The 16,949-nt window shown below is 66.7% G+C and carries 12 protein-coding genes; 3 read left to right on the plus strand and 9 right to left on the minus strand.

Annotation, left to right across the window (positions count from 1 at the left end):
• Positions 1-120: 120 nt before the first annotated feature.
• From U7114_RS04725 to glmS, 8 genes are all read right to left on the minus strand, one after another.
• On the minus strand, positions 121-1,206 hold the full coding sequence (locus U7114_RS04725) for an inositol-3-phosphate synthase (protein WP_321214043.1): 1,086 nt from the start codon (positions 1,204-1,206) through the stop codon (positions 121-123).
• A 163-nt stretch (positions 1,207-1,369) separates the two neighbouring features.
• Positions 1,370-2,410, minus strand: a complete 1,041-nt coding sequence (gene mgrA, locus U7114_RS04730) for an L-glyceraldehyde 3-phosphate reductase (RefSeq protein ID WP_323056655.1) — start codon at positions 2,408-2,410, stop codon at positions 1,370-1,372.
• Positions 2,411-2,515: 105 nt separating this feature from the next.
• Positions 2,516-4,285 (minus strand): malto-oligosyltrehalose trehalohydrolase, encoded by a 1,770-nt coding sequence (gene treZ, locus U7114_RS04735; RefSeq protein ID WP_323056656.1) that lies wholly within the window; start codon positions 4,283-4,285, stop codon positions 2,516-2,518.
• A complete protein-coding gene (gene treY, locus U7114_RS04740) occupies positions 4,282-6,609 on the minus strand; it encodes a malto-oligosyltrehalose synthase (RefSeq protein ID WP_323056657.1) in 2,328 nt (775 codons plus the stop codon). Before treY ends, treZ begins: the two co-directional genes overlap by 4 nt.
• Positions 6,606-8,861: a glycogen debranching protein GlgX gene (gene glgX, locus U7114_RS04745; RefSeq protein WP_157241636.1), complete on the minus strand. Its 2,256-nt coding sequence runs from the start codon at positions 8,859-8,861 to the stop codon at positions 6,606-6,608. The genes treY and glgX overlap by 4 nt, the downstream gene beginning before the upstream one ends.
• A gap of 67 nt (positions 8,862-8,928) precedes the next feature.
• A complete protein-coding gene (locus tag U7114_RS04750) occupies positions 8,929-10,524 on the minus strand; it encodes an NAD(P)H-hydrate epimerase (RefSeq protein ID WP_323056658.1) in 1,596 nt (531 codons plus the stop codon).
• Between the two features lie 29 nt (positions 10,525-10,553).
• Positions 10,554-10,901, minus strand: coding sequence for a holo-ACP synthase (locus U7114_RS04755; RefSeq protein WP_323056659.1), 348 nt, complete (start codon positions 10,899-10,901; stop codon positions 10,554-10,556).
• Between the two features lie 116 nt (positions 10,902-11,017).
• Complete coding sequence (gene glmS, locus U7114_RS04760; protein WP_323056660.1) at positions 11,018-12,904, minus strand: glutamine--fructose-6-phosphate transaminase (isomerizing); 1,887 nt, start codon at positions 12,902-12,904, stop codon at positions 11,018-11,020.
• 116 nt (positions 12,905-13,020) lie between these two features.
• Between glmS and coaA the strand changes: the two genes are divergently transcribed.
• Genes coaA through mscL form a run of 3 tightly spaced genes read left to right on the plus strand, consistent with a single transcriptional unit; the run spans position 13,021 to position 15,335 of the window.
• Positions 13,021-14,016, plus strand: coding sequence for a type I pantothenate kinase (gene coaA, locus U7114_RS04765; RefSeq protein WP_157241632.1), 996 nt, complete (start codon positions 13,021-13,023; stop codon positions 14,014-14,016).
• 5 nt (positions 14,017-14,021) lie between these two features.
• On the plus strand, positions 14,022-14,906 hold the full coding sequence (locus tag U7114_RS04770; protein WP_323056661.1) for a M15 family metallopeptidase: 885 nt from the start codon (positions 14,022-14,024) through the stop codon (positions 14,904-14,906).
• 24 nt (positions 14,907-14,930) lie between these two features.
• Complete coding sequence (gene mscL, locus U7114_RS04775; RefSeq protein WP_157241631.1) at positions 14,931-15,335, plus strand: large conductance mechanosensitive channel protein MscL; 405 nt, start codon at positions 14,931-14,933, stop codon at positions 15,333-15,335.
• A gap of 66 nt (positions 15,336-15,401) precedes the next feature.
• Here mscL and glmM read toward each other — a convergent pair whose 3' ends face one another.
• On the minus strand, positions 15,402-16,763 hold the full coding sequence (glmM, locus tag U7114_RS04780) for a phosphoglucosamine mutase (RefSeq protein ID WP_323056662.1): 1,362 nt from the start codon (positions 16,761-16,763) through the stop codon (positions 15,402-15,404).
• Positions 16,764-16,949 lie beyond the last annotated feature (186 nt).

Genomic DNA, 16,949 nt, shown 5'->3' on the forward strand with positions numbered 1-16,949 from the left:
GCGGCGCTCCCCCACCGAAGTGAGAGAGCGCCGCGTGAAAGCCCACGTTAAGTGAGAGAGGATCGTCCAGAAACCCGCGTTAAGTGAGAGAGGGTCTCAGGGGCAAACCGGACTGGAGGGTTAGCGCTCGAGGTCTCCGCGGATGAAGGCTTCCACCTTTTCGCGGGCGAGGTCGTCGTTGAACTGCTCCGGCGGGGACTTCATGAAGTAGCTCGATGCCGAGAGCAGGGGTCCGCCGATGCCGCGGTCCAGGCCGATCTTGGCGGCGCGGATGGCGTCGATGATCACGCCGGCGGAGTTCGGGGAATCCCAGACCTCCAGCTTGTATTCGAGCGACACGGGCGCGTCGCCGAAGTTGCGGCCCTCAAGGCGGACGAACGCCCACTTGCGGTCGTCGAGCCACTGGACGTAGTCGGACGGGCCGATGTGCACGTCCTTGGCAGCCAGTTCGGCTTCGACGTTCGACGTCACAGCCTGCGTCTTGGAGATCTTCTTGGACTCCAGGCGGTCGCGCTCCAGCATGTTCTTGAAGTCCATGTTGCCGCCGACGTTCAACTGGTAGGTGCGGTCCAGGGTGACGCCGCGGTCTTCGAAGAGCTTCGCCATGACGCGGTGCGTGATGGTGGCACCGATCTGGCTCTTGATGTCGTCGCCCACGATCGGAACGCCGGCGGCGGTGAACTTGTCAGCCCACTCCTTGGTCCCGGCAATGAACACGGGCAGGGCGTTCACGAAGGCGACGCCGGCGTCGATGGCGCACTGGGCGTAGAACTCGGCAGCTTCCTGCGACCCCACCGGCAGATAGCACACCATGACGTCGACGTTGGCGTCCTTGAGCGCCTGGACGACGTCCACGGGCTCTTCGGTGGACTGTTCAATGGTCTCAAGATAGTACTTGCCCAGGCCGTCGAGGGTGTGGCCGCGCTGGACGGTGACGCCGGTGGGCGGCACGTCAGCGATCTTGATGGTGTTGTTTTCGCTGGCCAGGATGGCGTCGGCAAGGTCAACGCCGACCTTCTTGCCGTCGACGTCGAACGCGGCGACGAACTCAACGTCACCCACGTGGTACGGGCCGAACTCAACGTGCATCAGGCCCGGAACCGTGGCCTTGGGGTCGGCGTCCTTGTAGTAATGGACGCCCTGGACCAGCGAAGCGGCGCAGTTACCTACGCCGACGATTGCAACACGAATCGGATGTGAAGACACGGAACTCCTTTGAGGACAAACGTCAGCCCGCCGCGATCGCGTCGAAGAATGGACGACGGCGGCGCGGCAGGCTCTGCGCCAAGCGGCGCGTTTTCATAGTATCCAACTGAGTGGGACCGGGGCTTGTTCCCCCGTCCCACTCTGTGGAATCACGGTAACGGAATCAGGCAGGCTGCTTCCAGAGGTTGATGTCCGATTCAACGGCGAACTCGTCGATGGCGTTCAGCTCGTCCACGGTGAACTCGAGGTTGTTGATGGCGGACAGGGTGTCCTCCAGCTGGCGGACGCTGGAGGCGCCGATGAGGGCGGAGGTGACCGGCGAGCCCTTCGGCTGGTCCCGCAGGATCCAGGCAACGGCCATCTGGGCCAGCGACTGCCCGCGGCCCTCGGCGATCCTGTGCAGGCCCCGGATCCGGTCCAGCTTCTCCTCCGTGATGGCGTCCTCGGAGAGGAAACGTGCCTTGGCTGCCCGGGAATCGGCGGGGATGCCGTTCAGGTAGCGGTCGGTGAGCATGCCTTGGGCCAGCGGGGAGAAAGCGATGGAACCTGCACCCACCTGGTCGAGCGCCTCGTACAGGTTCGGAGTTCCGTTCTCGGTCCAGCGGTTGAGCATGGAGTAGCTGGGCTGGTGGATGAGCAGCGGGGTGCCGAGCTCTTTCAGGATGCGGGCGGCTTCAAGGGTCTGCTCGGGTGTGTAGGACGAGATGCCGGCGTACAGCGCCTTGCCGGAGCGGACGGCGTAGTCCAGGGCGCCCATGGTCTCCTCCATGGGCGTCTCGGGGTCCGGCCGGTGGCTGTAGAAGATGTCCACATAGTCCAGGCCCATCCGCTGCAGCGACTGGTCCAGGCTGGAGATGAGGTACTTGCGGGAGCCCCACTCCCCGTACGGGCCAGGCCACATGTAGTAGCCGGCCTTGGTGGAGATGACCAGCTCGTCCCGGTAGGGCTTGAAGTCATCCTGCAGGTGGCGGCCGAAGTTGGTTTCGGCGGAGCCGTCCGGCGGGCCGTAGTTGTTGGCGAGGTCGAAGTGGTTCACGCCCAGATCGAAGGCGCGGCGGAGGATGGCGCGCTGTTCGTCAAAGCGCTTGTCGTCACCGAAGTTGTGCCAGAGGCCCAGCGAGATGGCCGGGAGTTTCAGGCCGCTCCGGCCGACGCGGCGGTAGGGCATGGATTCATAGCGGTTTTCCGCGGCTGAATAAGTCATACGTTCCATCCTGCCAGTTGTGACGGGCGCTACAGTCCGGAGCGCAAAAGTTACGCCGCGGGCTGACAGCTCCAGCCCGCGGCGCAAACGTTGCCTGACCAGGGATCAGGACTTCACAATGGCCGCGCTCCAGGGCGCCAGTGCGAGGGCTTCGCCGTCAAGGCCGGTCCCCTCGTCCGTTGCCAGCAGGACGGCACCGGGCACATTTTCCAGCCGGACCTTGGCGTCCGACAGGTTCAGCAGCACCTCAATGCTCCCCCGCCGGAATCGCAGCCAGCCCGCGTCGTCGTCGAACGTCACGTCCGTCTCGGTGAAGCCAAGGCCGGCAAGTTCTGCGTGCTCCCGGCGCAATGCCGTCAGGGAGCGGTAAAGCTCGAGGAGCCGCGCGTGGTCACCCCTGGCGGCCTCGTCCCAGTTCAGCTTGGACCGGCGGAAGGTCTCCGGGTCCTGGGGATCGGGCACGACGGCGGGATCCCACCCCATGCGCTCGAACTCCTTGATCCGGCCTTCCGCAGTGGCCTTGCCGAGCTCCGGCTCAGGGTGGGAGGTGAAGAACTGCCAGGGCGTGCTCGCGGCAAACTCCTCGCCCATGAACAGCATGGGCGTGAACGGCGAGGTCAGCGTGAGTACGGCGGCCACGGCCAGCTGCCCGTGGGACAGCGACTGCGAGAGCCTGTCCCCCGTGGCGCGGTTGCCGATCTGGTCGTGGTTCTGGCTGCACACCACCAATGCCGCCGGGTGCACCAGCGAAGCATTGATGGGCCGGCCGTGGTGCCGGCCGCGGAAGCTGGAGTAGCTGCCGTCGTGCAGGAAGCCGTCCTTGAGTACCTTCGCCAGGACCCCCAGCGATTGGAAGTCCTCGTAGTACCCGGTGGTCTCGCCGCTGACGCTCACGTGCACCGCGTGGTGGAAGTCGTCGCTCCACTGCCCGGCCAGCCCGTACCCGTTGGCGTCCCGGGGATACAGCAGGCGGGGGTTGTTCAGGTCCGATTCCGCAATCAGGGTCTTCGGCAGCCCCGTTTCGGCCGAGACGGCGTCGCCCAGCGCACCGAACTCTTCCAGGATGTGCACGGCCCGCTCATCGCGCAGCGCATGCACCGCATCCAGCCGGAGCCCGTCCACGTGGTAGTCGCGGAGCCACAGCGCCAGGTTGTCCAGGATGTACTCGCGCACCACGTCCGAGCCGGGGCCGTCCAGGTTCACCGAGTCGCCCCACGTGTTGGCGTCGCCCTGCTTCAGGTAGGGACCGAACCTGGACAGGTAGTTCCCGCTGGGGCCGAGGTGGTTGTAGACAACGTCCTGGATGACGCCAATGCCGGCAGCATGGGCCGCGTCCACGAACCGCTGGTAGGCCGCCGGGCCGCCGTAGCCTTCGTGGACCGCGTACCACTGGACGCCGTCGTAGCCCCAGTTGTGGGTTCCGTTGAAGCCGTTGACCGGCAGCAGTTCGACGAAGTCGACGCCGAGGTCCGCCAGATAGCCCAGCTTTGCGGCGGCGGCCTCCAGGGTTCCCTCGGGCGTGAATGTCCCCACGTGGAGTTCGTAGATGACCGAGCCCTGCAGTTCCTTGCCCTTCCAGCCGCCGTCCTGCCAGGCATGGGCGGCGGGGTCGAAGGTCCTGGAGAGCTCATGCACTCCGGCAGGCAGCCGCCGCGACCGCGGATCCGGCAGCGGGTGGCCGTCCCCGTCCAGCAGGTACCCGTAGTCCACCTCGCCCTCGCCCGGTGCGTCCGGAGCGGCCCACCAGCCGTCCGAGCCGGGCGCCGTCTCCTTCTTCACCATGGGGTACTGCCGGCCGTCCGCGAGCAGGGTTACCGACCTGGCCTCCGGGGCCCAGACATCGAAACGCTCCGGCCCAACATTCACGAGGGTCATGCCTGTTCTCCATCCACTGGTACCAGCAAAGCCACAGGGTAGGTACCCAGCACGTCTGCCACCGAAACTGCGCCCGGCCCGTAGCCGGCGCCGGTCAGGGCGTCCCGCATGGCTACGGGAAGCTCGACGGCGGTGTCCTGCCAGCCGCCGTTGGCCGCCAGTCCGGCGGGCAGCCGGGTGGCCAGCGTCAGGGCGCCCGCGGCACCGTCACTCCCGCGGTGGAAGGCGAGCAGGTGCCCTGCCGCGGAACCTGTGGCCGTCACAGGGTGGTAGCCCTGGAACAGTTCGGGCCGGTCGCGGCGGAGCCGGAGTGCCCGGGAGGTGGCCAGGAGCTTGCTGGTTTCGGTGCCCGCCTCAGGCAAGGTGCCGGCGTCGAGCTTTGCCAGCTCCTCCTGCCGGCGGGCGAAGTCCACGGGCCGCCGGTTGTCGGGGTCGGTCAGGGACCGTTCCCAGAACTCGCTGCCCTGGTACACGTCCGGAACGCCCGGCATGGTCAGTTGGACCAGCTTGGCGGACACGGAGTTGGACGCGGCGTAGGAGTCGATCCGTGCCACGAAATCCTCCACCGCCCTGGCGACCCGGGCGTCGTCGAACACTGCGTCCACGGCTGCCTTGACTGAGGACTCGAAGTCCCCGTCCGGGTCCGTCCAGGTGGTGGAGTTGCCGGCTTCCCGGGCGGCCTTTTCCGCGTAGCCCTGGAGCCGTTCCCGGCTGGCGGGCCACGCTCCGACGACCGCCTGCCAGAGCAGGTTCTCGTACGGGCCGTCCGGGATCGGGGCAAGTTCGCGCAGCGTGTCCAAGGTGTCCGCCCACTCCCGGGGAAGTTCAGCGATGACCGAGATCCGTGCCCTGGCGTCCTCGCTGCGTTTGGTGTCATGGGTGGACATGGTGGTCATGGACAGCGGCAGCTCCTGCTGGCGGCGAAGCATCCTGTGGTGGAACTCCTCAACCGGCACGGAGAATTCGGTCGGTTCGGCCCCCACCTCCGTCAGCGTGCCCAGACGGGTGTAGCGGTAGAACGCGGTGTCCTCCACGCCCTTGGCCATCACCATGCCGGAGGTCTGCTGGAACCGGACCGCGATGGGGTTCGCGGGATCAAGGAGCAGCGGCAGCAGCGTTCCCACCGCAACCTCCAGCTCGGGCCGCGAGGCAGCGGCGGACTCGCACGCCTCCTTGAGGATCTCAGCGCCGGTGGGCAGGTAGGTCCGGTACACCGGGAACGCGGCAATGATCTCGGCGATGGCGTCGGCTGCCTGGTCCACCGTCAGCCCGTGGGACTCGGGAACCAGCCGGGCCAGCCGCAGCACCTCGGAACGCAGGATGCCGTCCGCGATCATCCGCTTGGTGCCCCGGATCATCCCGGCATAATCCGCGGGAATATCGGAGTTCCGGAGCTTCGCGTCCAGGGCGTCCAGCGCCTGTTCTCCGGCCGGGTCCACGAACACCCGGTCCACGTCCGCCAGGGCGTCGTACCCGGTGGTTCCTTCACACGCGAACTCGCTGGGCAGGTCCTCGCCCGGTTCGAGGATTTTCTCCACCAGCACATAGGCGCCGCCGCTGAGGTCCTTCAGCCAGCGCAGGTACCCCACCGGATCTGCCAGCCCGTCAGGGTGGTCCACCCGCAGGCCGTCCACCAGGCCCTCGCTGAACCACCGGCCCACCTCGGCATGGGCTTCCTCGAACACGCGCGGAGTTTCCACCCGGATCCCCGCGAGCGTGGTAACCGCGAAGAAGCGCCGGTAGTTGAGCTCCGCGTCCGCGCGGCGCCAGTCCATCAGCTCGTAGTGCTGGCGGCTGTGCACCTCCTGCGGTGAATCGCCGTCGGAGTACGTGCCCTCGGCGAGCGGGAAGCGGTGGTCGTAGTACCGGAGTTCGCCGTCCTTGATCTCCAGCTTGTCCAGGTCCCCGTCAGAGCCCAGCATGGGCAGCCGGATTTTCCCGCCGGCAAGCTCCCACTCGACATCGAACGCTTCGGCGTACGGTGAGCCCTGCCCTTCCTTCAGCAAAGACCACCACCACGGGTTCTGGGCCGGCGTCGCCACGCCCACATGGTTGGGCACAATGTCCACCAAAACGCCCATGCCGTGTTCGCGCGCGGCTTTGGACAGCGCCGCCAGCCCCTCGGGGCCGCCCCGCGCCGGGTCCACGGCGGAGGGATCGGTCACGTCATAGCCGTGGTCCGAGCCCTGTTCCGCCGTCAGGATGGGTGAAAGATACACCCAGTCCACCCCGAGCGACTTCAGGTACGGCACCTTTTCGGCAGCATCAAACAGTGTGAAGCTGCTCCGGATCTGCAGGCGGTAAGTGGATGCGGGCACCCTCATTTTTTGGAAGACTTCCGCGAGCCGACCTTGGTGGTCTTCCCGGGTTCGGCCACCATGGGCGTGGTGAGCGACTCGGTTTCGCTGGTGGAGGTCTGCGTCAGAGCCGCCAGGGATGCGGCCACGGAGTGGTCAGGCTCAACTTCCTCGACTTGATGCGCGCGCAGGACCACCAGGGACTTTGCTTCCACGGGCAGCGGCTCCCCGGCGTTGACCGGCTGGGTGTCCGCGTTCTGCCCGGCAGTGTCGATGATGACGTCCCAGGCCGGTGCGTATTCGTCCGCAGGCAGGGTGAACTTGACGGTGTCATCGTGGGCATTGAAGTACAGCAGGAAGTTCACGTCGGTGATCCTCCGGCCGCGGCTGTCCTTGCCCTGGATGCCATGGCCGTTCAGGAAGACGCCCACGGACCGCCCGAATCCGCTGTCCCACGCTTCCGGCTTCATGGTCTCGCCCGACGGATCCAGCCAAACGATGTCCGGCAGCCGTTCTCCCTCGCCCCGCAGCACGGGCCGTCCGTCGAAGAACCGGCTGCGGCGGAAGGTGGGGTGCTTTGCCCGCAGCGCGTTGACCGCGGCCGTGAACTCGATCAGTGGCTGGTCGACGGTGTCCCAGTTGACCCAGGTCAGCTCGGAGTCCTGGCAGTAGCCGTTGTTGTTGCCCTGCTGGGTGCGCCCCATTTCGTCACCGTGCAGGAGCATGGGGACGCCCTGGGACAGCAGCAGCGAGGCAATGAAGTTCCGTTGCTGCCGGGCGCGCAGGCCAAGGACTTCAGGGTCATCGGTGGGACCTTCGACGCCACAGTTCCAGGACCGGTTGTGGGATTCGCCGTCGTTGTTGCCTTCGCCGTTGGCCTCGTTGTGCTTCTCGTTGTAGGACACCAGGTCCGCGAGCGTGAAGCCGTCATGCGCGGTGACGAAGTTGATGGAGGCCACCGGCCGGCGGCCGGAGTGCTCGTACAGGTCCGCGGAACCGGTGATGCGGGAGGCGAATTCGCCGAGCGTGGCGGGCTCGCCGCGCCAGAAGTCCCGCACGGTGTCGCGGTATTTGCCGTTCCATTCAGTCCACTGCGGCGGGAAGTTGCCCACCTGGTAGCCGCCGGGACCAACGTCCCAGGGCTCGGCGATGAGCTTCACCTGGGAGACGACCGGGTCCTGCTGGATGAGTTCGAAGAAGGTGGACAGCTTGTCAACGTCGTAGAACTCGCGGGCCAGGGTGGAGGCGAGGTCGAAGCGGAAGCCGTCCACGTGCATCTCGCTGACCCAGTAGCGCAGTGAGTCCATCAGCAGCTGCAGGGAGTGCGGCTGGCGGACGTTGAGGGAGTTGCCGGTGCCGGTGTAGTCCATGTAGTGCTTCTCGTCGCCCTCCATCAAACGGTAGTAGGCGGCGTTGTCGATGCCCTTGAAGGACAGCGTGGGGCCCAGGTGGTTGCCTTCCGCGGTGTGGTTGTAGACGACGTCCAGGATGACCTCGATGCCGGCCTTGTGAAGGGACCGCACCATGGCCTTGAAGTCCTGGACCTGCTGGCCGGTGTCGCCGGTGGAGCTGTAGGTGTTCTGCGGCGCAAAGAAGCCGATGGTGTTGTAGCCCCAGTAGTTGTTCAGGCCCTTGTCCTGCAGGGTGCCTTCATTGACGAACTGGTGCACGGGCATCAGCTCGATGGCGGTGACGCCGAGCTTCTGCAGGTGGGAGATGACGGCGGGGTGCGCCACACCGGCGTAGGTTCCGCGCTGTTCCTCGGGGATTTCCGGGTGGAGCTGGGTGAGGCCCTTGACGTGGGCTTCGTAGATGACGGACTGGTGGTAGGGAATCCGGAGGTTCTGGTCCCCGTCCCAGTCGAAGAAGGGGTTGATGACCACGCCCATCATCATGTGGCTGGCGGAGTCCTCGTTGTTGATGGAGTCCGGCTCGCCCAGGTTGTAGGTGAACAGGGACGGATCCCAGTCCACCTGGCCGTGCACGGCCTTGGCATAGGGGTCCAACAGGAGCTTGTTGGGGTTGAAGCGGTTGCCCGACGCGGGGTCGTAGGGTCCGTGGACGCGGTAGCCGTACTTCTGACCCGGCTGGACCTGCGGGATGTAGCAGTGCCAGACGTATCCGTCCACCTCGTCCAGGGTGATGCGGGTTTCCTTGCCGTCCTCATCGAAGAGGCAAAGTTCGACTTTTTCTGCTCGTTCGCTGAACAGGGCAAAGTTGGTGCCGGTTCCGTTGAACGTGGCACCCAGGGGATAAGCCGATCCAGGCCAGACTTCCATAATGCTCCTCTTTGTGATTCGGCAGCAGAGGAGCAGGAGCGCCCCTACTGCCGGTGCGAACTAATGCCTACCGTAACGGCTGGCTGTGACTATTACATTTCCCGGCCCCAGAGTTACTAAGCTTGCTGACTTTACCCCACACTTCGGGTAAGGCGTCGGCAATTCCGCCAGCAGCGATCGGACCACCGGAGCACGCGTCCGACGCCGACGTGCCGGCTTTCCCGTGCAGGGCGGCTCCCAGCGCGGCAATAGCGGCCCAGCGCGCGTCCCCGTCAGCGCCCACCTTACGGAAGCGTCCGACGTCGGAACCTGCCTGGGCGAGCAGCGCGCCGATGACGCCGGCCAGGACGTCGCCGCTGCCGGCGGTGGCGAGCCAGGGTGTGCCGTCAGCCTGGCTGTACACGCTGCCGGAGGGTGCGGCCACCAGGGTGGTTGCGCCCTTGAGGAGCACTGTGGCCCCGGTCAGCTGCGAAGCGTGGCGGACGGCGGCCAGGGTTCCGGCTTCCACGGCTTCCCTGTCCTCCCCCCGGCCAAGGCGCCGCAGGAGCGCGGCGAGCTCGCCGGCATGCGGGGTGAGGACAACCTGCGGGGCCAGAACATCGGGAAGGGCGGGCAGGGCCCCGGCATCTGCCACGACAGGGAGCCCGGAGTCCACGGCATCGCGGGCGCGCTGGAGCTGGTCATGGTCCCCGGGACCCATGCCCGAGCCCACCAGCCAGGCCTGGACGCGGTTCTCCGCAACCGTGCCGGTACTGCAAACCACTTCGGGGCAGGACTGCCGCACCAGGTCAGCGACTTCGGGCGGACCGAGGTAACGGACCATCCCCACCCCGGCGGCGAGCGCACCCCGGCAGGCCAGGACGGCGGCGCCCGGATAATCAGCGGACCCCGCCACCACGCCCAGCACCCCGCGCGAATACTTGTGGGCCCGGCGGGCAGGGCGCGGGAGGATCCTGGCCATGTCCACGTCTTCGAGCCGGCGCAGCAACGGTTCGGGCAGGTGTTCCTCGATGCCGATCGGCACTACCTCCACCCTGCCGGCAAAGTCAGCGCCCGGGTCGGCCAGCAGGCCCGCCTTGGCGCCGCCGAACGTGACGGTCAGGTCAGCCGGCAGCACAGGCCGGGACACTTCCCCGGTGTCGGCGTCCACGCCGCTGGGAAGGTCGCAGGCCACAACAAAGTTCTTTCCGGCGCCGTCAGCCCTGAGCTCGGCGAGGGCGGCCACGAGGCCGGCAGCACTTCCCCGCAGCCCGCCTTGCGCACCTGTGCCCAGCACGGCATCGATCACGACGTCGGCGCAGGCCGTCTCTGCCGCAAGTTTCCCGGGTGCCGCTTCGGAGAGGCGGCGGACCCGACCGCCGGCGCGCTCAAAGGCAGCCAACGCCAGTGCGTGGGCGGAATCCCCGGTGAGGACCGCCGTCGTGCGCACGCCCCGGGCCGCAAGGAACGAGGCCGCGTACAGCCCGTCCCCGCCGTTGTTGCCCTTGCCGGCGAGCACTGCGACGCTGGCACCGTAAACGCGGCGGCCGCGGGTTTTGAGCTCGGCGATGACCGCGTTGGCCAGGCCGTGGGCGGCGCGCTGCATGAGGGCGTCCCCCAGGCCGGAGGCGAGGAGCGGTTCCTCGGCCTGCCGGACCTGGGTGCCGGTGTAGGCGCTGATCAACGTGTCAGTCCCGTGACGGCCGGAGCCGCTCAGCCTTCGGCCAGGACCGTCGCAGTGGCGATGCCGCCGTCGTGGCTCATGGAGAGGTGCCAGCGCTTGACGCCCTTGACCTCTGCCACGGCCAGCACGGTGCCCTTCACCTGGACGGTGGGCCCGTTGTGGTCCAGGCCGATCCAGCAGTCCTGCCAGTTCATGCCGGCCGGCGCGCCCAGGACCTTGGCCACAGCCTCCTTCGCGGCAAACCGCGCGGCGAGGGACCGGGTGTTCAGTTCCCGCTCAGCCGGAACGAACAGCCGGTCCCGGAGGCCGGGGGTGCGCTCAAGCTGGCGGCCGAACCGCTCGATGTCTACAACGTCTACGCCAATGCCAACAATCATGCGGCTTATTCTACGGTGACGCCCCCGGGCTGCCGCCTATGCCGGGCCGGAGCACATGCTTAAAAGGTGAAGCCCCGGGCTCTGTGCCCGGGGCTTCAGCTCTAAATCAGGTCCAGTTACTCGACGGTGACGCTCTTGGCGAGGTTGCGGGGCTGGTCCACGTCGTAGCCCTTTGCCTGGGCCAGTTCCGCGGCGAAGATCTGCAGCGGGACGGTGGTCAGCAGCGGCATCAGCAGCGTGGGGGTTTCCGGGACGTAGAAAACGTGCTCGGCGTAGGCCTTGACCGCTTCGTCGCCTTCCTCGGCGATGACCAGGGTGCGGGCGCCGCGGGCGCGGACTTCCTGGATGTTGGAGACCACCTTGGCGTGCAGGGAATCGCGGCCGCGCGGGGACGGGACCACCACGAACACCGGCTGGCCTTCATCGATCAGGGCGATCGGGCCGTGCTTGAGCTCACCGGCGGCGAAGCCCTCGGCGTGGATGTACGCGATTTCCTTCAGCTTCAGCGCACCCTCCAGGGCCACGGGGTAGCCCACGTGGCGGCCCAGGAACAGCACCGACTTCTCGTTGGCCATGCTCCGGGCAAGCTCGCGCAGCGGGCCGGCATTGTCCAGGATCTTCTGGATCTTGGCCGGGATCTTGTTCAGGTCCGCAAGGACGTCCTTGATCTGGCCGGAGAAGATGTTCCCGCGCAGCTGCGCCAGGTACAGGCCCAGCAGGTACGCGGCGGTGATCTGGGCCAGGAACGCCTTGGTGGAGGCCACCGCGATCTCCGGGCCGGCGTGCGTGTAGAGCACGGCGTCGGACTCGCGCGGGATGGTTGAGCCGTTGGTGTTGCAGATCGAGATGGTCTTGGCGCCCTGTTCCCGGGCGTAGCGGACGGCCATCAGGGTATCCATGGTTTCCCCGGACTGGCTGATGGACACCACCAGGGTGTTCGCATCCAGGATCGGGTCCCGGTAGCGGAACTCATGCGCGAGCTCCACCTCGGTGGGGATCCGGCACCAGTTCTCGATCGCGTACTTCGCCACCATCCCCGCGTACGCCGCGGTGCCGCAGGCCAGGACGATGATCTTGTTCACCTGCTTCAAAAGCGCCGGATCAATCCGGAGCTCATCCAGGGTCAGCTTGCCCTTGATGTCCGAGCGGCCCAGCAGGGTCTGCGCCACGGCGTCGGGCTGGTCATGGATTTCCTTCTCCATGAACGAGCTGAACCCGCCCTTTTCGGCGGAGGCCGGGTCCCAGTCCACATGGTATTCCTTGCCCGCGGCCGGATTGCCGTAGAAGTCGGTGATCTCCACCGTGTCCGCGGTGATGGTGACAATCTGGTCCTGGCCCAGTTCCACCGCGCGGCGGGTGTAGTCGATGAACCCGGACACGTCCGAGCCGAGGAAGTTCTCCCCCTCACCCAGGCCCACCACCAGGGGCGAGTTGCGGCGGGCGGCCACCACAACGTCGGGCTGGTCAGCGTGGACCGCGAGGAGGGTGAACGCACCCTCAAGGCGCTGGCAGGCGAGCTCCATGGCCCGGGTCAGGCCGCCGTCGGACGCATCCCCGCCAAGCTTGTTCCGGAAAATGTCGCCCAGCAGCGCCGCAGCCACCTCGGTGTCCGTCTCCGACAGGAACGTCACGCCCTTGTCCAACAGCTCCTGCTTGAGCTCGGCAAAGTTTTCGATGATGCCGTTGTGGATCACGGCAAGCCTGCCCTCATCAGCCAGGTGCGGGTGCGCGTTCCGGTCCGTCGGCCCGCCGTGCGTGGCCCAGCGGGTGTGGCCGATCCCGGTCATCGTCTCCGGCAGCGGACGCGCCTCCAGCTCAGCGATCAGGTTGCTCAGCTTCCCGGACTTCTTCCGGGACTCGATCACGCCCTTGGACACCACAGCCACCCCGGCGGAGTCGTAGCCCCGGTACTCCAGGCGGCGCAGCCCCTCAAGGACAACATCCAACGCACTGTGACTTCCGCCGTTACCAGAACGGCCCACATAACCCACGATTCCACACATAGGCTCAAGACTATCGGCAGGGGTGCCCTACCTCTAAACCGGGACACTCTGCCCGGGCGGTTGTGCGTGGCACTCCCAGCCGCTGCCGCCGCGCTCAAATCCGCCTCCATTTCGCTATGTGCCGGGCGAGGGGCAGAATCACTAACGTGACTTTGCAACGCAACGAGGCGAACGGAGAGGGTGTCTCCCCGTTCGTCGAGCTGGACCGGCAGACCTGGTCCCGGCTCGCAGATGAGATGGAACAGCCTCTTAACCAAGAGGACATCGTCCGTCTCCGCGGCCTCGGGGATCCTTTGGACATGAAGGAGATCCGCGAGGTCTACCTTCCCCTGTCGCGGCTCCTGCACCTCTACGTCGAGGCTGCCGGGCAGCTGCACGCCGCCACCACCACGTTCCTGGGCGAGCACACCCAGCGCACGCCGTTTGTGATCGGCGTGGCGGGGTCCGTGGCGGTGGGCAAGTCGACCATTGCGCGCGTGCTCCGGGAGATGCTGCGGCGCTGGCCCGGTACCCCCAACGTGGAACTCATTACGACGGACGGCTTCCTTTATCCGCTGGCCGAACTCAAGCGGCGGCAGCTGCTGGAGCGCAAAGGCTTCCCGGAGTCGTACGACCGGCGGGCCCTGCTGCGTTTTGTGAGTGAGATCAAGAGCGGCGCGGAGGAAGTGCGCGCCCCGTGGTATTCCCACGTGACGTACGACATCGTTCCGGACAAGGAAGTGGTGGTGCGCCGGCCCGATGTCCTGATTGTTGAAGGGCTGAACGTGCTGGCCCCGGCGCGGCCGAGGCACGACGGCCGGCAGGGCCTGGCCTTGAGCGACTTCTTCGACTTCTCCATCTACGTGGATGCCAAGACTTCCTACATCGAGGAATGGTATGTGGACCGGTTCCGCAAGCTGCGGAGCACGGCGTTTGCCCAGCCGGAATCGTACTTCCACCGCTACGCCACGTTGTCCGACGAAGAAGCCGAGGTCACCGCGCGGGAGATCTGGAAGCGCATCAACGAACCCAACCTGGAGGAAAACGTCCTTCCCACCCGGGGCCGTGCCCAGCTGGTGCTGACGAAGGAGGCGGACCACTCGATCCGCCGTATGCTGCTCCGGAAGGTTTAACACAGGTGTGCCACGACTGCTCCCCCGGTGCGGCTGTCCCCCCGGCTGAGGCACCCAGCCGGCGCAGCTTCACCCGCTTCCTCGCAGCCGGCGCCGGACTGATTGTTCTGGCAGCGTGCACGCCGGAGGCACCCGCGGCGGTGGCGCCGTCGTCCGCCTCCCCCACCTCCTCCACGGGCAGTGCACCCGCGCCCGCCCCGGAAAGCACGACGGCGGCGCCCCCCACCGAGGTTGCCGCACCTGCCGCCCCGTCCCCCGCGCCGTCGCCCTCCGCAGCCCTGCCGCGGCAGTTCTCGCTCACAGACCCCGCGAGTCCCTGGCTGGTGGTCAACAAGCACCGCCCCCTGGTCCCGGCCGACTACGTCCCGGCTGATTTGGTGCCGCCCGCCGTCGCAATGACCGCGTCCGGCGAAGCTGCGCTGCTGAACAGCACGACGGCGGCGGCTGCGGAGGCGATGTTCGCCGCTGCCGGGCGGGACGGCGTGGCGATGGTCCTGGCCAGCGGGTACCGCTCGTACGGCACGCAGGTGGGGACCTACAACAACTACGTCTCTGCGCGGGGGCAGGCCGACGCGGACACGGCCAGTGCGCGCCCGGGCTACTCGGAGCACCAGACGGGCTGGGCGTTCGACATCGCCGACGGCGGGGGCGCGTGCAGTTTCCAGCCGTGCTTTGCGGACCAGCCCGCCGCCGTGTGGGCCAAGGCGAACGGGCACCGGTTCGGCTTCGTGGTGCGGTACCCGTGGATGTTCCACGCCGTCACGGGGTACTACTACGAGCCGTGGCACCTGCGGTATATCGGCGTGGAGGCGGCCACGGACATGATTGCGCGCGGGATTTTCACGCTCGAGGAGTACTTCGGCGTGGAGGCGGCGCCGGGCTACCCGTAAGGCAACTGCGCTAGTTTGGTTCCTATGCTGACTGGATTCAAGAACTTCATCATGAAGGGCAACGTCGTTGACCTTGCCGTCGCCGTGGTTATCGGCACCGCCTTCGGCGCGGTGGTGACTGCTTTGGTGAACAAGGTGCTCATGCCGTTCATCGCCGGGCTGACCGGTTCACCCAACTTTGACAGCTTCGCCAAGATTGACTTCAACGGCAACGCCATCGAGTTTGGCGTCCTGCTGACGGCCATCGTCAATTTCCTGTTGATCTCGGCCGCCATCTACTTCGTGGTGGTGATGCCCATGAACCTCATGGTGGAACGCCGCAACCGCAGGCTGGGGATCGGCCAGGACGTTAAAAAGGAGTCCGCGGAAGACCCGCAGATCGCGTTGCTTACCGAAATCCGGGACGCCCTCAAAACCCGCTCTTCCTAGCCACATTCCAGACGAAAGTGGCCCGTTTCCTTTTGGAAACGGGCCACTTCTTGTTATGTCGGTTTGTTACTCGCTGACCAGTTCCAGGGCGAGCTCGGTGCGCACCACCTGGGCCAGGTGTTCGGCGATGGACTGGGCTGTATCTTCGTCGGCTGCCTCCACCATCACGCGCACGACGGGCTCGGTGCCGGAGGGGCGGAGCAGGACGCGGCCAGTCTCGCCGAGGGCGGCCTCTGCCGCCGCCACGGCCTGGGCCAGGACTTCGTTCCTGCCCACCCGTGTGCGGTCAACGCCCTTGACGTTGATGAGCACCTGGGGAAGCTTGGTCATCACGGTGGCCAGTTCCTTGAGCGGCTTTCCGGTCAGGGCGATCTGGGCAGCCAACTGCAGGCCGGTCAGGACGCCGTCGCCCGTGGTGGCATGGTCGGCGAAGATTACGTGCCCGGACTGTTCCCCGCCCAGGTTGAACCCGCCGTCGCGCATTTCCTCCAGGACGTAGCGGTCCCCCACGGCGGTTTCGCGGATGTTGATGCCCGCGTTGCGGAGCGCGATCTTGAGGCCGAGGTTGCTCATGACCGTGGCCACGAGGACGTCGTCCTTGAGTTTGCCGGACTTTTTCAGGGCAACAGCGAGGATGGCCATGATCTGGTCGCCGTCCACCTCGTTGCCCTCGTGGTCCACCGCGAGGCAGCGGTCGGCGTCGCCGTCGTGGGCAATACCGAGGTCGGCCTGGTATTTGACCACCGCTTCCTTGAGCGGGCCAAGATGCGTGGAGCCGACGCCGTCGTTGATGTTGTGACCGTCGGGCTCGGCACCGATGACGACGACGTCCGCGCCGGCGTCCTTGAAGACCTGGGGTGAGCAGCCGCTGGCGGCGCCGTGCGCGCAGTCCAGGACCACTTTGATGCCCTCGAGGGTGTGCGGCAGCGTGCGCAGGAGGTGGACGATGTAGCGGTCCTCGGCGTCGGAGAAGCGTTGGATCCGGCCCACATCAGCGCCGGTGGGCCGCACCGCTTCCTTGGACATCTGCGCCTCGATGGCATTCTCAACGTCGTCCGGCAGTTTCTGGCCGCCGCGGGCGAAGAACTTGATGCCGTTGTCCGGTGCGGGGTTGTGGGAGGCAGAGATCATCACGCCGAAATCTGCGTCCAGGTCAGCGACCAGGTAGGCCGCCGCGGGCGTGGGGAGGACGCCGGCGTCGTAGACGTCCACGCCTGAGCTTGAGAGCCCGGCTTCCACGGCAGCGGCGATGAACTCGCCGCTGGCCCGCGGGTCACGCGCCACCACGGCGCGCGGCCGCGTCCCGTTGGAGTTGCGGTCGTGGCCGAGCACGACGGCGGCCGCCTGGGCCAGCTGCAGCGCCAGCTCAGCAGTCAACAGGCCGTTCGCCAGTCCCCGGACACCATCAGTTCCAAATAATCTAGACACCGGTCAAGTCTAGAGGATGGGTTCGGGCCGGGGCGCGTTGGACGGACTCGCGCGACGTTTCTACTTGTTGGCGGGAGGCCAAGTACCTAGGTGCCATCAGGGCCAATTACTGGGACTACTTGGTTTATTTGGCCGGTACCTGTCTTTGCCCAAAAGCCTCGCCACGGCCATTTCGTCGCCCCTACG

Source organism: Pseudarthrobacter sp. C1, from assembly GCF_034720455.1.
In the GTDB taxonomy this organism is placed as follows: domain Bacteria; phylum Actinomycetota; class Actinomycetes; order Actinomycetales; family Micrococcaceae; genus Arthrobacter.